This is a genomic window from Nonomuraea sp. NPDC049750 (assembly GCF_040659625.1).
In the GTDB taxonomy this organism is placed as follows: domain Bacteria; phylum Actinomycetota; class Actinomycetes; order Streptosporangiales; family Streptosporangiaceae; genus Nonomuraea.
Genome location: NZ_JBFANB010000004.1, coordinates 554,504 through 567,702, shown reverse-complemented (window position 1 = coordinate 567,702; position 13,199 = coordinate 554,504). Strand labels below are relative to the sequence as shown.

Annotated in this window: 11 protein-coding genes; 6 read left to right on the top strand and 5 right to left on the bottom strand. The window is 70.5% G+C overall.

Annotation, left to right across the window (positions count from 1 at the left end; genetic code table 11):
- The first annotated feature begins 6 nt into the window (after positions 1–6).
- Genes AB0J16_RS14460 through AB0J16_RS14450 form a run of 3 tightly spaced genes read left to right on the top strand, consistent with a single transcriptional unit; the run spans position 7 to position 3,583 of the window.
- Positions 7–819 carry a c-type cytochrome gene (locus AB0J16_RS14460; protein WP_358538612.1) on the top strand — a complete coding sequence of 271 codons (813 nt, stop codon included), beginning with the start codon at positions 7–9 and terminating at the stop codon, positions 817–819.
- Positions 816–1,928 carry a Rieske 2Fe-2S domain-containing protein gene (locus AB0J16_RS14455; protein ID WP_358538610.1) on the top strand — a complete coding sequence of 371 codons (1,113 nt, stop codon included), beginning with the start codon at positions 816–818 and terminating at the stop codon, positions 1,926–1,928. Before AB0J16_RS14460 ends, AB0J16_RS14455 begins: the two co-directional genes overlap by 4 nt.
- The gene (locus tag AB0J16_RS14450; protein WP_358538607.1) at positions 1,925–3,583 is read left to right on the top strand and encodes a ubiquinol-cytochrome c reductase cytochrome b subunit; all 1,659 of its coding nucleotides are present in this window, start codon (positions 1,925–1,927) and stop codon (positions 3,581–3,583) included. The genes AB0J16_RS14455 and AB0J16_RS14450 overlap by 4 nt, the downstream gene beginning before the upstream one ends.
- Positions 3,584–3,854: 271 nt before the next feature.
- On the opposite strand, the gene AB0J16_RS14445 is transcribed toward AB0J16_RS14450, so the two are convergent.
- Both AB0J16_RS14445 and AB0J16_RS14440 read right to left on the bottom strand, forming a co-directional pair.
- On the bottom strand, positions 3,855–4,142 hold the full coding sequence (locus AB0J16_RS14445; RefSeq protein WP_225298448.1) for an Lrp/AsnC ligand binding domain-containing protein: 288 nt from the start codon (positions 4,140–4,142) through the stop codon (positions 3,855–3,857).
- Between the two features lie 9 nt (positions 4,143–4,151).
- Positions 4,152–5,852, bottom strand: a complete 1,701-nt coding sequence (locus AB0J16_RS14440; protein WP_358538604.1) for a DEDD exonuclease domain-containing protein — start codon at positions 5,850–5,852, stop codon at positions 4,152–4,154.
- 86 nt (positions 5,853–5,938) lie between these two features.
- Between AB0J16_RS14440 and AB0J16_RS14435 the strand changes: the two genes are divergently transcribed.
- From AB0J16_RS14435 to AB0J16_RS14425, 3 genes are all read left to right on the top strand, one after another.
- Positions 5,939–7,435, top strand: a complete 1,497-nt coding sequence (locus AB0J16_RS14435; protein WP_358538602.1) for a serine/threonine-protein kinase — start codon at positions 5,939–5,941, stop codon at positions 7,433–7,435.
- Positions 7,425–8,894 carry a serine/threonine-protein kinase gene (locus AB0J16_RS14430; RefSeq protein ID WP_358538599.1) on the top strand — a complete coding sequence of 490 codons (1,470 nt, stop codon included), beginning with the start codon at positions 7,425–7,427 and terminating at the stop codon, positions 8,892–8,894. Before AB0J16_RS14435 ends, AB0J16_RS14430 begins: the two co-directional genes overlap by 11 nt.
- 76 nt (positions 8,895–8,970) lie before the next feature.
- Entirely contained in the window at positions 8,971–10,512 is a 1,542-nt protein-coding gene (locus AB0J16_RS14425; protein WP_358538597.1) for a hypothetical protein, read from the top strand.
- 330 nt (positions 10,513–10,842) lie between these two features.
- Here the strand turns inward: AB0J16_RS14425 and AB0J16_RS14420 are convergent, their stop codons facing one another.
- From AB0J16_RS14420 to AB0J16_RS14410, 3 genes are read right to left on the bottom strand one after another with little or no spacing between them, the layout of a single operon-like run.
- Positions 10,843–12,369: a PH domain-containing protein gene (locus tag AB0J16_RS14420; protein ID WP_358538594.1), complete on the bottom strand. Its 1,527-nt coding sequence runs from the start codon at positions 12,367–12,369 to the stop codon at positions 10,843–10,845.
- On the bottom strand, positions 12,366–12,890 hold the full coding sequence (locus AB0J16_RS14415; RefSeq protein WP_358538591.1) for a PH domain-containing protein: 525 nt from the start codon (positions 12,888–12,890) through the stop codon (positions 12,366–12,368). Before AB0J16_RS14415 ends, AB0J16_RS14420 begins: the two co-directional genes overlap by 4 nt.
- Positions 12,887–13,114 carry a hypothetical protein gene (locus tag AB0J16_RS14410; RefSeq protein WP_358538588.1) on the bottom strand — a complete coding sequence of 76 codons (228 nt, stop codon included), beginning with the start codon at positions 13,112–13,114 and terminating at the stop codon, positions 12,887–12,889. Before AB0J16_RS14410 ends, AB0J16_RS14415 begins: the two co-directional genes overlap by 4 nt.
- Positions 13,115–13,199: the final 85 nt, after the last annotated feature.

Here is a 13,199-nt window from a genome sequence, read left to right as displayed (position 1 = left end):
ATCTCTGTGACTAGGATCACCGCTTGGCGGCGGCATCCCCTCGCGAGATACGCCGTCCTGATTTTCGCGTTGGCGCTGGTCGGGATGGCATACACCGCCTTTGTACAGGTGGGTAAGCCTGCTGACGCGGCCCTCGCGTCAGGCAGGGTCGACGACGTGGCCGAGGGCAAGGCCCTGTTCGAGCTGCACTGCTCCAGCTGCCACGGGCTCAACGCGCAGGGCATCAGCGGGAAGGCTCCCACGCTCATCGGCGTCGGGGCCGCGGCCGTCGACTTCCAGGTGAGCACCGGCCGCATGCCCGCGGCCGACTCCGGCGCCCAGGCGCCGCGCAAGCCGGAGCACAGCTGGGTCAACCCGGACTCGATCCGCAAGCTCGGCGCCTACGTGCAGTCGCTCGGCGGCGGTCCGCAGGTGCCCGGCAAGGAGCAGGTCGACGCCAAGCTCGGCGACGCGGGCAAGGGCGGTGAGCTGTTCCGCGCAAACTGCATCCAGTGCCACAACTGGGCCGGCGCGGGCGGCGCGCTGACGCAGGGTAAATACGCCCCCAACCTGAACCAGGCGTCTCCCACGCAGATCTACGAGGCCATGATCACCGGGCCGCAGGCGATGCCGGTCTTCAACGACTCGACGATCACGCCTGAAGAGAAGCGCAGCATGATCGCCTACATCACCAGTGTTCGCGAGCAGCAGGACCCGGGAGGTTTTGGCCTCGGGCGTATTGGCCCGGTCACCGAAGGTCTCGTAGCTTGGATAGCGGGCCTCAGCGCCCTCGCCCTCGCCGCCATCTGGATCACCGCGAAGAAGCGACAGAAGTCATGACAGACAACGAGCACGAGATCGAGCAGCCGGACGAACGCGTCCCACGGCGCGTCATCGGCACCCCCGCACCGGGCACCTCGATGCTCGGCGCCCCCGAACGCGAGGACGTCGAGGTAGAGATCCCGGGCGTCACGCTGCAGGACGAGCAGAAGGCGCGCAAGGCCGAGAAGATCGTGGCGCTCTGCTTCACGGTCACGTTCGTCGCGGCCATCGCGTTCATCATCTCGTACGTCTACTTCCAGGTCGGCAGCCCGGAGAGCACCGGCGTGTCCAACCTGGCGCTCGGCAGCACGCTGACGATCGCGCTGCTGGGGTTGGCCGTCGGCATCGTGATCTGGGTCCGCATGATCATGCCGAAATACTCCCTGGTCCAGGAGCGCCACCCCATGGTCTCCGCCGAGGAGACCCGGGATGTCGTCGCCGAGACCTTCGTACAGGGCGCCAACGAGAGCGGGTTCGTCAAGCGGAAGCTGCTGCGCCGCACGCTGCTGCTCGCGGCCGCGCCGCTGGGCCTGCTCCCGGTGGTGCTGCTGCGCGACCTCGACAACTCCAAGATGCCCGGCGCCTCCTTCAACAAGCTGCTGCGGCACACGGTCTGGGGTGAGAAGACCAAGGACGGCAAGCCGCGCAGGCTCGTCGTCGAGGGCACCGGCCAGCCGATCCGCGCGGCCGACTTCAACTCGCCGGGCGGCATCCTGTCGGTGGTGCCCGATGGCTACCAGCACGACCTGAACGCCCTGGCCAAGGCGACGCTGATCCTGATCAAGTTCCGGCCCGAAGAGATCAAGTCCGGGACCAACCAGAACTGGACGCACGACGGCATCGTCGCCTACTCCAAGATCTGCACGCACGTGGGCTGCCCCGCGGCCCTCTACGAGCAGACCACCCACCACATCCTCTGCCCCTGCCACCAGTCGACCTTCGACGCCGCCGACGGAGCGAAGGTCATCTTCGGCCCGGCCGCCCGGCCGCTGCCGCAGCTGCCGATCACGGTCGACGGTGAGGGTTTCCTCGTCGCCAAGGGGGACTTCAACGTGCCGCCCGGTCCCAGCTACTGGGAGCGCGGCGACGCCGAAGCCGAGGCCAGGTCCAAGGGAGGCCAGGCATGAGCGAGCTGACCACCGTACCCAAGGCCATCGCCGGCCCGTCGAACTTCCTCGACGAGCGCCTCGGCGCGGGCAACTTCCTCAAGCGCAACTTTCGCAAGGTCTTCCCCGACCACTGGTCGTTCCTGCTGGGCGAGATCGCGCTCTACTCCTTCGTCATCCTGCTGCTGACCGGTACGTTCCTGACGTTCTGGTTCAAGCCGAGCATGGCGGAGATCGCCTACGACGGGTCGTACGCCCCGCTCAAGGGCGTCGAGATGTCCCAGGCCTACGCGTCGTCGCTGGAGCTCAGCTTCGACGTCCGGGGTGGTCTGCTCATGCGGCAGATGCACCACTGGGCGGCCCTGATGTTCGTGGCCGGCATGATGGTGCACGCGCTGCGGGTGTTCTTCACCGGCGCCTACCGCAAGCCGCGCGAGCTCAACTGGCTGATCGGCGTCGGGCTGCTGACGCTGGCGCTCGCCGAGGGCCTGACCGGCTACTCCCTGCCTGACGACCTGCTGTCGGGCGCCGGTCTGCGGATCACCGAGGGTGTGGCGATCTCGCTGCCGCTGGTCGGCACGTACGTCACGTTCTTCCTGTTCGGCGGGGAATATCCGGGTGAGGATGTCATCTCCCGGTTCTACTCACTGCACATCCTGCTCATCCCGGGCATCATCCTGGCGCTCGTCTCCGCCCACATGGTGCTCATGTGGACGCAGAAGCACACCCAGATGCCCGGCAAGAACCGTAACAACCACAACGTGGTGGGAGCGCCCTTCTACCCGGCCTTCATGGCCAAGGCGGGCGCGTACTTCCTGTTCACGTTCGCGGTGGTGGCGGGGTTGGCGACGTTCGCCCAGATCAACCCGATCTGGCTGTTCGGGCCCTACACGCCCGCCGACATTTCGGCCGGTTCGCAGCCCGACTTCTACATGGGCTTCCTCGAAGGCGCGCTGCGCATCATGGTGCCGTGGGAGATCAACCTGTTCGGCGCGTCCCATGCGGGGACACTGCCGCTCAGTGTCATCATCCCGGCGCTGGTGCCCATGGGCATCATCATGACGGGCCTGGCGCTCTATCCGTTCCTGGAACGCTGGGTCACGGGCGACAATCGCGAGCACCACATCGCCGACCGCCCGCGCAACAACCCGCACCGCACGTCGATCGGCATGACGGCCATCGTGTTCTACGGTGTGCTCTGGCTGCTCGGCGCCAACGACGAGATCTCGGCCAACTTCCACATCAGCCTGAACGTGACCACGTACGTGGGGCGGGTGCTGATCTTCGTACTGCCCGCGCTGGCGTACCTGATCACCTATCGCATCTGCCTCGGCCTGCAGCGCTACGACGCGGGTGTCGTCTCGCACGGCGTCGAGTCCGGTGTGATCAAGCGGTTGCCGCACGGCGAGTACATCGAGCTGCACACGCCGGCGGACGACGACATCGCCGCGCACGTCCAGGGCAAGGAGCCGGTGCTGATGCTGCCGGCCGCCCCCGACAGCGCGGGGATCCCGCCGAAGGGGATGCGCGGCCCGATCGGCAAGCTGCGCGCCCTGATGTCCAAGGCGTACGGAGGGGAGAAGATCCCTCTCGACGACGGGCATGGGCATGGGCATGAGCATGAGGAGGAGCACGCGGCGATCGGAGCCGGCGACGACCACTCCGTGACACGGTAGTTTCTCTTCGGTTCGGGCCCGGACGGATCATCCGTCCGGGCCCGTTCGTTTGCCGTCAGGGCCGGTGCGGTGAGGGGTCGTCAGAAGCCACGGTCTCACCGTCTCGTCACGGCGCCCAACCCCGCACACCTCAGGACCGTATCCCTGGACAGGGCCCAGCCCCGCACGCGCATGGGGGCTCACCATGCCGGCCGTAAAAAAGCCTGATTTCCCGCGCTATGGGCGGCGCTCAGCCCGTGCCGGTCGTAACGCGGCTAATCCCTACGTGGAGCTAGTCGCTTTCGCCGAAGCCGATCGAGAACGCCGCGTCGAGATCGTGCTTGGAGTAGGTGCGGAAGGCGATGTGGGTCTCGGTGTGGAGCACGCCGGCCACCTTGTTGAGGCGCCCCGGGATCACCTCGGCGATCTGCTCGTAGGCGGCCACCCGGACCATCGCCAGCAGGTCGTATTCGCCGGTGATGGAGTAGACCTCGCTGACCCCCTCGATCTCGGCGATCGTCTGAGCGACCTCCGGGATCCGGTCTACCTCGGCGTTGATGTGGACGATAGCCGTGACCATGGGCCAACTCTAGCGGCCCTGATCGAGGCCGCGGTAGGCGAGGTCGATGCGGGCCTTGTGGCGGGCGGCGCCGTGGGCGGGCAGGCTCCACTCGCCGTCGACTTCCACCAGGCGGATCCCCGGTGACTCCAGCCACCGCAGAATGCACTCGGTCTCCTCGGCGCTGGCCGCGTGGACGGGCCCGGGGCCGGGGATGACGCTCTCGGCCATGGCCACGAGGGACTCGACGTAGGGGACGGGGTGGGCGCCGCGTGGCATGACGCCGGCCGCGCTGAGCCGGCCGTAGCGGATGACGTGGATGTCCCAGCCGCCGTCGAAGGCCGGGCTGGCGGCGACCAGCTGGGGGATGCGGGTGATGGCCGTGAGGCGCTGCATGCGGGCCGCAGCGCGGACGAAGGCCGCGAGGCGGTCACGGTCGACGGAGGCCTCCTCGTAGCGCTGCTCGACCGAGAGGCGCTCCATGCGGGCCGACACCGCGGAGAAGACGGACGAGGCGTCGAGGGTCATGGCCCGGCGGGCGGCCTGGGCGTGCAGCGCGTAGTCGGTCTGGCTCTCCCTGCCCTCGCACGGCGCCCCGCAGCGGCCCATCTCGTAGAGGACGCAGGCCGCTCGGTGGGTGCGCAGGCTGATCGGCTGGGTGCACTGGCGCAGCGGCACCGCCTCGTGCAGGGCGATGCGGGCGTCGTCGGCCGAGCGGCTGCTGGAGAAGGGGCCGAGGTAGGCGGCGCCGTCGTCCTTGAGCTCGCGCACGATCGACAGCCGGGGGAACGGCTCGTCGGTCAGCTTGAGCCAGACGACCTTCTCCGGGAAGCGCGACCTGCGGTTGTAGCGGGGTTTGGCGCCGCCGATCAGGCGCAGCTCGCGTACTTCGGCTTCGAGGGCGGTGGTGCAGACGATGTGGCGGACCCGTTCGGCGATGCCGATCATCTCGCGGATGCGCGGGCGGGTCTCGCTGGCGGTGAAGTAGGAGCGGACGCGGTTGCGCAGGTTGGTGCTCTTGCCGATGTAGAGGACCTCGCCGCGTTCGTCCTCGAAGAGGTAGACGCCGGGGGAGTGGGGCACCGACTCGGCCAGGTGGCGCTTGCGCTGCTGTTCGGGAGTGGGGGCGCGGACGAAGGACTTGAGCTCTTCGAGCGTGTGGACCTGGAAGGAGCCGGCCCGCTCGATCAGCCCGTGAAGCACGTGGACGGTGGCCTTGGCGTCCTCCAGAGCGCGGTGGCAGGGGTCGGTCGGGCTGCGGAAGAACCTGGCCAGCGTGGCGAGCTTGGCGTTGGGCGTCTCGTCACGAGTCAGCACCCGGCGGGCCAGGTCGACGGTGTCGACGACCGGATTGGCCGGTGGGGGATAGCCGTGGGCCGCGCAGGCCGCCTTGACGAAACGGGTGTCGAAGCTCGCGTTGTGGGCGACCAGGGTCGTGCCGCGGATGAACTCGAGGAAGGCCGGCAGCACCGACTCGATGCGCGGTGCGGCCACCACCATGGCGTCGGTGATGCCGGTCAGCACGGAGATGAACGGCGGGATCGGCCCGCCGGGATCGACCAGCGTGGAGAACTCCCCGAGCACCTCGCCCGCCCGCACCTTGACCGCGCCGATCTCGGTGATCATGTGATCGGCCGGGGAACCCCCGGTCGTCTCGAGGTCGAACACGACGAACGTGACGTCGCTCAGCGGAGTGCCGAGCTCGTCGAGAGTGCCTTGAACCGGATCCACGAACCAAGACCATAGAGAGGTAGACCGACAGTTATCAGTTTCGAACGAATAACTGTCTGGCTTGATCCTTAGTTACCCTTCCGTTTATGTCCGGGGGAAGACTCGCCAGCCGCTACTCACTGCTGCGGCCGCTCGGTAGCGGCGGCATGGGCAGGGTGTGGCTGGCCAGGGACGAGATGCTTGACCGCGAGGTGGCGGTCAAGGAGGTCACGCTGCCCGAGGGCCTGTCCGCCAAGGAGCGCGGCGACCTCGTGACCCGGGCCGTACGCGAGGCCCAGGCGACCGCGCGGCTGCGGCATCCGGGCATCGTGGCGCTGCACGACGTCATCGTCGAGCACGAGCGGCCGTGGCTGGTCATGGAGCTGCTGCGGGGCCGTACTCTCGCGGAAGCGGTCCGGGAGCGCGGGGCGATGCCGCAGGAGCAGGTAGCCGACATCGGGGCACGCGTCCTGGACGCGCTGTCCACCGCGCACGCGCAGGGGTTGCAGCATCGCGACGTCAAACCGGGCAATGTCTTCCTCACCGACGGCGGCCGGGTTGTGCTCACCGACTTCGGCATCGCCCGGCAGGAGGGGCAGGCGACGCTGACGGAGCAGGGGCTGATGATCGGCTCGCCCGGCTTCATCGCGCCCGAGCGGCTGGAGGGTGAGCCGGGCGGCTCGGCCAGCGACATCTGGTCGCTCGGCGCCACGCTTTTCACGGCCGCCGCGGGCGGGCCGGCCTACGGCGGCTCGCCGGCCGAGCGGATCAGGGCGACGCTGACGCTGCCGCCGCCGGTCGTGCCCGGCCCGATCGGGCCGGTCCTCGCCGCCATGATGGCACGCCATCCCGCCGCCCGCCTTGACGCGCGGGCCGCCGTTCACGCGCTCGGGGAGGTCGCGGCCGGGCGGACGGTCCGGCTCGCGACGCAGCACGATCTCACCGCGCCCGGCCGGGTGAAGCGCCGCGGTAAGGCGATCGTCTGGATCGCCGCCGCCGTGGCGGTGCTGCTGATCGCCGTCGGCGTCACCTACTTTGTGGCGAAAAATCAGGACAAGGTGCCGGAAGCCTTCAGCGTCCCCATGAACGTGTGCTCGCTCCTCGCCCAGGCCGAGATCGGCGAACTGCTGAACACCCGGCAGCCGCCCAAGCCACAGCCCGGCTCCGACGAGGTCGGCCCCAAGTGCGGCTGGCCGGTCCAGGGCAGCGGCGTGGGGCTGCAGCTCCAGAAGGACTCCGACACCGCCGACCCCTGGTCGATGACTCCGGTGACGGCACACACGCTGCTGGGCAACCAGCAGCGCTACTGGGCCAAGTACGACCAGGTCGACTGGACCTGGCCGGAGATCGGGGTGAAGAACTCACTCAAGGCCAAGCGCACTCCGGTCCACGCCCTCACCGGCCTCGGGGAGGAGGGCTTCGCCTTCGAGCTCACCGGGCCGTCGGGGCGGGTGCACTCCGCCCACGTCTACTACCGGCTGGCCAACCTGGTGGTGAGCGTCGAGTACACCACGCTCGCCACCAAGCCCACCGACGAGGACATCAGGCAGTCGGCGCTGAAGGCCGCGCGGGCCAGCGAGCGGGCGTTGCGCAGTGCAGGCTGACTTCTACCTCCTGGCCGGCCGTTACCGCCTGGTGGAGCGGCTCGGCGAAGGCGGCGCGGGCACCGTGTGGCGGGCGCTCGACCAGACGCTCGACCGGCAGGTCGCGGTCAAGCAGGTGCGGGTGCCGGCCGGGCTGACGCCGCGCCAGCGGGCCGAGTTCGCCGATCGGGCGATCCATGAGGCCAGGTCCGCGGGGCGGCTGCGCGATCCCGCCATCGTGCTCGTCCACGACGTGGTGCTCGACGGTGACCAGCCGTGGATCGTCATGGACCTGGTCGCCGGGCGCTCGCTGGACAAGGTCATCGTGGCGCGCGGCCCGCTGCCGCCGCAGGCCGTGGCCCGCATCGGGGCACAGGTGCTGTCGGCGCTGCGGGTGGCGCACGCGCACGGCATCCTGCATCAGGACGTCAAGCCGGGCAACATCATGCTCGACGCCGACGGCTCGGCCATGCTCACCGACTTCGGCATCGCGACCCCGATGGGCGGCCGGGGCGATCGGCGGGGCACCGCGGGCTCGCCCGGCTACATGGCCCCCGAGCGGCTGAACGAGCATGCCGCCGGCCCCGCCTCCGACCTGTGGTCGCTCGGCGCGAGCCTCTACACCGCGGTTGAGGGCCGGCCGCCGTTCGAGCGCGCCCTGCCGGCCGCGGTGGCCGCCGCGGTGCTGCTGCACGACCCGCCGTTCCCGGCCAGGGCGGGGCGTGAGCTCGGCGGGCTGCTGATGGCCATGCTGGCCAAGGACCCCGCGACCCGGCCCTCGGCCGAGCAGATCGGCGAGCGGTTGAGCGGCGTGCCCGCTTCCGGCGCTCGCTTCGTGTCCGCTTCCGGTGCTCGTCGGCGCCGATGGTGGCTCGTGCCCGCCGTGCTGGCCGCCGTCGCCGTGGTGGGGGTGGGCGGCTGGTACGGCGTGAGCGTACTGAACGGGCCGAAGGAGACGGGCAGCTACGCGGCGGCGCCCGACCCGTGCGGGCTGATCGGTGACGCACAGGCCGGGCAGTTGCTGAACGGCCCCGGGAAGATGCCGGTGCAGCGGCAGCGCACCAGGGCGGGCGAGTGCGTGTGGCAGGTGCGCGACGGCTCCCGGGTCGTCCGCTCGATCACCGTGCGGACCAGGGCCGAGCAGCCCGACGGCGACTACAGCGGCCCCGCCGTGGCCCGGCTGCGGTTCGACAGCGAGCGCGGTAGCCGCGCGGCGGCGAAGGGCACGGTCTTCCGCAAGACCGTCGGCCCCCTGGCCGATGTGCCGGGCGTGGGCGAGGCGGCGTTCGTCCAGGACGCCTACGAGCTCTACATGAACAGCACCAAGTCCGGCCGATCGGACAGCACGCTGCTCTTCCGTACGAGTAACCTCGTGGGCGAGGTCATCCTGCGCCGCGAGGACGTTCCGCCGAGCTCTCCGGCCGACAGGAAGACGGCGATCGAGTCCGCCCGCGTGGTCTCCGCGGCGCTGCGCAACTGAAGCCCTTCGCAAGCATCTTGCAAGTGGTGTGACTAGCATGTTTCCCCGCAAGTCAGGGCAACCTCAGGAGTCCCTCGTGAATCCCGGTAGCGCGTTCGAGCCGCCGACCAACCCCTATCCGATCCAGGGCAGGCAGTTCGAGCAGCCGACCATGCCACCCGGACCACCCGGACCGCCCGGATCGCCCTGGGGGCCGCCCCCGCCCCCGCCTCCGCCGCGCAGGCGGTCGTGGATCCTGCCCGTGGTGGCCGTCGCCGTGGTCGTGCTGATCGGGGGCGGCGCGGGCGCGTACATCGTGTACGGAAAGGTCGCCCGCTCTACACCCTCGACCGGCGCCAAGCCGGTCAAGTCGCCCGTCTCGGCGGCGGCGCCGGCGTTCGACGTGTGCTCGATGCTGCCCGAGAGCGAGACCGAACGCCTCGTGCCCCAGGCGACGGTGGCCAAGGGCTCCAACGACTCCGACTACACGCTCAGCTTCACCTGCAACTGGGTCAACCGCCGCATCTCGTTCGGCGAATACTGGCGCAGCCGGGAGATCGACGTCCGTGTCGAGCAGCACCGCGGCGACGGAGCCAAGACCGGCCGGACCATGGCCCAGAACTCCTACGACATCGACTACGGCGGCGGCAAGTACGCCGAGACGGCCAAGCCCACGCCGAAGAAGGGGGAGAAGGAGTACGTCTCCCCGGTCAAGGACGTGCCCGGCATCGGTGACGCCGCGTTCGCCCAATACACCTGGCGCCGTTCCGGCAAGCTGCTGTGGTACTCCTTCGGCGAGGCCCACGCCCGCGTCGACGACATGACGATCAGGGTCAAGTACCAAGCCGACCAGCAGCGCAAGGACGCGCAGATCCTCAGCAACGCGACCACCCAGTCGGTCACCGAGGCCAACGGGATCCGCGAGGCCAGCACCGTACTCGGGCACATCGCCAAGGGCGTGGCGGCCTGGAAGGCGCAGCACCCCAACGTGCTGGCCCAGCCGGACAAGGCCGCCGTCACCAGCACGCCCAAGCCCGAGGGGACGCCCTCGCCCACCAACCTCGCCATCTTCCCGGCCGCCTGCCAGGCCATGAAAGACCCGGTCAGCCGGCTGGTCCCCACTCCCACGCCGCGCGCCCGTGGCACCGAGGTGGGCAACGACGCGCAGACCGAGTGCCGGTGGCTGAACCTGGACATCCCCGTGGGCGCCGACGTCAAGCGGATCCGCAGCGCGCTGATCACCACGCACCGCTTCACCAACCGCGCCGGCGTCGAGGACGCGCCGGCCGCGCGCGCCTACTACACGGGGCAGCGCGGCAGCCGCGGCACCAACGCGGGCTCCACCATCGGCGGCATCTCGTGGAGCGGGCTGTCCGAGGTCAAGGGCCTGGGAGAGGCGGCCTTCAGCCAGTACGTGCGGATCATGCACGGCGAGACGTTCGCCTCCACGGGCACGGTGCTGCTGCGGCAGGGGGCGACGGTGATCGTGGTGGACTACTCGGGTGCCGAGCGGCCCAAGGACGAGCCCGTCAACTCGCCCAAGGTCAAGCTGATGCCCGACAAGGAAGCGCGCGACGGGGCGCTGTCCCTGGCCAAGGCGTACCTGGCCGAACTGGCCAAGAAGCCGATCGGCAGCTGACCGCCGTCGGCCTGGCAGGGTGCTTCAGGCCGTCCAGCGGCCACTGTCGCGCATCGCGAGCTCGCTCACGGTCACAGGCATGACCGGCGTCGCGCCGGACCTCTGGGGGCCGCTCAGCTCCCCGCAGAGGCACGCGGCCGCCCGCAGGCGGGTCGCGTGGCGCGGGCTCGGCAGGTGAGCCCGCCCTTCGAGCCGCCGCGAATCCTCCCGCCGCGTCCCGTCGCGGATCGTCCACCCGGCCGGAGCTTGACGGCGACGGTTACAGCTCTGCAAGTGCGTTGCAAGTGCGGCAAATAGCGTGGGCCCCGCAAAGCAAATGAGCCGCGTGATCTAGCTTGTCCAATACAGGGGCATGGGCAAGCCGGGGGAGATCCGCGGCTCGCTGCTTTTGCCGGCGAGGAAGGGCTCCAGCAGGCCGGGTACGGCGCGTGCCGCCAGGTCGAGCCCCTCGCCCGTGCCGACGTCGACGACGTCGTAGTGCCCGTCTCCCGCAGCCGTCGTCGCCGAGAGCGTGAGCAGACCGGCGCGGCGCTGGAAGAACGACTGCTCGACCGTCCAGCCGACGATGCCGCTCCGGTCGAGCGCGACCGTACGCCGTGCGGCCGAGCCCTTCCTGGTGATCAGGTGGTGCGGGCCGAGCGCGTGGCCGAGCCCCCGGTAGGCGTCGGCGGCCAGCCACAGGCCGGTCGGGAGCCCGATGACCAGCACGGCCACGGGCCAGATCCAGCCGCCCTGCCACGCCCAGAGAAGTGACGGTACAGCGGCCAACGCGGCCAGCACCACGACGGTGACGACCGCGCGGACGAGGCGCCTGCGTCTGGCCGCCGCAGGATGCGCCACCAGCCCGGCCCGCCACGGGCCCGCGACGCGTTCGGCGATCTGTTCGGCCAGTGCGCGGGGGAGTGGCGGGGTGAGCGCGGCCACGTCTTCCGTCTCGTTCTCGGCCGCCTTGCGCAGCCCGGTGGCGACGGCCTTGACCCGCGCTCCGCCGCCCAGCCGCAGCAGCAGCGGTTCGCTGATCTCCACGCCGCGCAGTCGCCGCTCCTCCAGCGTCAGCGACCGGCTGGTCAACAGCCCGCGCCGCAGCCGCAGCCGCCCCGGCTCGCGCTCCAGCCGGTAGCGCCCCCACGACTCGGCGAACAGCAGCAGCGCGCCCGCCACCCCGACCACCACGTTGGCCGCCACGAGCAGCGGCACCGCCAGCCACGGCTGCCCCGTGACCCAGTCCCAGGCGCCCGTCGCCGTCCCGGTGGTGAACAGGTTCACGCCGAACGCGTCGAGCAGCTTGTACAGGGCTCCCAGCACCAGCGCGCCGCCCGCGAACGACCACACCGACAGCGGCGCGTACCTGATCCAGGCCCACCGCAGCTCCGCCACCGCGCGGTCGTCCCCGAGCGGGACCTCGCCGGTCCGCAGCAGGGTACGGCGCAGCTCCTCGGCCTCCCACCTGGACAGCGGGTCAAGGGTGAGCTCGGTCCCCTCGCCCGGGTGCTCTCCGGTGCCGACCTTGACGACGGTCAGCCCGAACACCCGCCGTACCGGATCCGCCGTGAGGTCGACACTGCGCACGCGGTCGCGCGGGATGGAGCGGTGCTGCCGTACGGCGATGCCCGAGCGCAGTTCCAGGCGCTCCGTGGTGAGCCGCCACCGGGTCGAGCGGAGCCGCGCCCCGTCGTACACCAGGACCCCGGCCACGATCAGCGCCGCCGCGCCCGCGCCCGCCGCGACCGTGGCGCCCAGTGACCAGTCGAGCCCGATCAGCGCGCGCACCAGGACGGTCACCGCGGGCACCACGATCGCCAGCGACAGCACCGCCGACGCGCCCAGGCTCCGTGAGGACAGTTTCCGCCAGCTCACGTCGCGTCTCCCGGCGTCGCCTGGGTGATCGCCGTGAGCCGCCGTGCCAGCTCGGCCGCCAGCTCGTGGTCCAGCGCCTCGATCTTGATCGCGCCCGCCGCCGAGCCCGTGGTCACCGTGACGTCCGCCAGCCCGAACAATCGCTGCACCGGCCCCCGCGCGGTGTCGACGGTCTGGATGCGCGACATCGGCGCGACCCGCCAGGTGTGGGTCAGCCAGCCCTTGCGCGTGTAGACGGCCTCGCCGGTGACCTCCCAGCGCTCCACCCGGTAGTACGCGCGTGGCGCGGCCACCGCCAGCAGCAGGCAGCCCGCCGCGAAGACGGCCGTCACGATCCCCAGCCAGCCGGACCGGTCGGTGAACAGCCAGTAGGCCGCGACCGCGGCGGCGGCCACCGGCACGGCCAGGATCATCGCCTGGACCGTCCACCAGGAGATCGCCCGCCTGTCGGCCTGGTTGCGCGGCGGACGCAGCGTCGTCGTGCTCACGTCCGGCTCGCCTGGTCGCGCGGCGGTGCTCACGTCCGGTTCTCCGTCTTGCGCATCGACGCCGAGGCCGAGAGCAGCACCAGCCCGAGCACGCCGATCACGATGGCGGCGAAGATCTCGCGGCCGTGGAGGAACGGCAGGATGTTGACCAGCAGCAGGTCGTGGGCCCACCGCCACCAGCCCAGCAGGGTGTTGACCACGCCGCCGACGCCCTGCGCCACCAGCAACCAGCCCAACAGGTCCAATATCACCTTCATGCCATCCAGCGTTCCGCGCCCGCGATGCCCGCCGCGTCGGCCGTAGGTCTCGGCGACCATCGACTTTGGTCGCTGTCCTTGGGCC

Bases quoted from the DNA above. Each gene is read 5' to 3' on its own strand.
- AB0J16_RS14435 (WP_358538602.1), top strand. From the start codon at position 5,939: ATGTCCGGGGGAAGACTCGCCAGCCGCTACTCACTGCTGCGGCCGCTC.
- AB0J16_RS14410 (WP_358538588.1), bottom strand. From the start codon at position 13,114: ATGAAGGTGATATTGGACCTGTTGGGCTGGTTGCTGGTGGCGCAGGGC.
- AB0J16_RS14455 (WP_358538610.1), top strand. From the start codon at position 816: ATGACAGACAACGAGCACGAGATCGAGCAGCCGGACGAACGCGTCCCA.
- AB0J16_RS14450 (WP_358538607.1), top strand. From the start codon at position 1,925: ATGAGCGAGCTGACCACCGTACCCAAGGCCATCGCCGGCCCGTCGAAC.
- AB0J16_RS14445 (WP_225298448.1), bottom strand. From the start codon at position 4,142: ATGGTCACGGCTATCGTCCACATCAACGCCGAGGTAGACCGGATCCCG.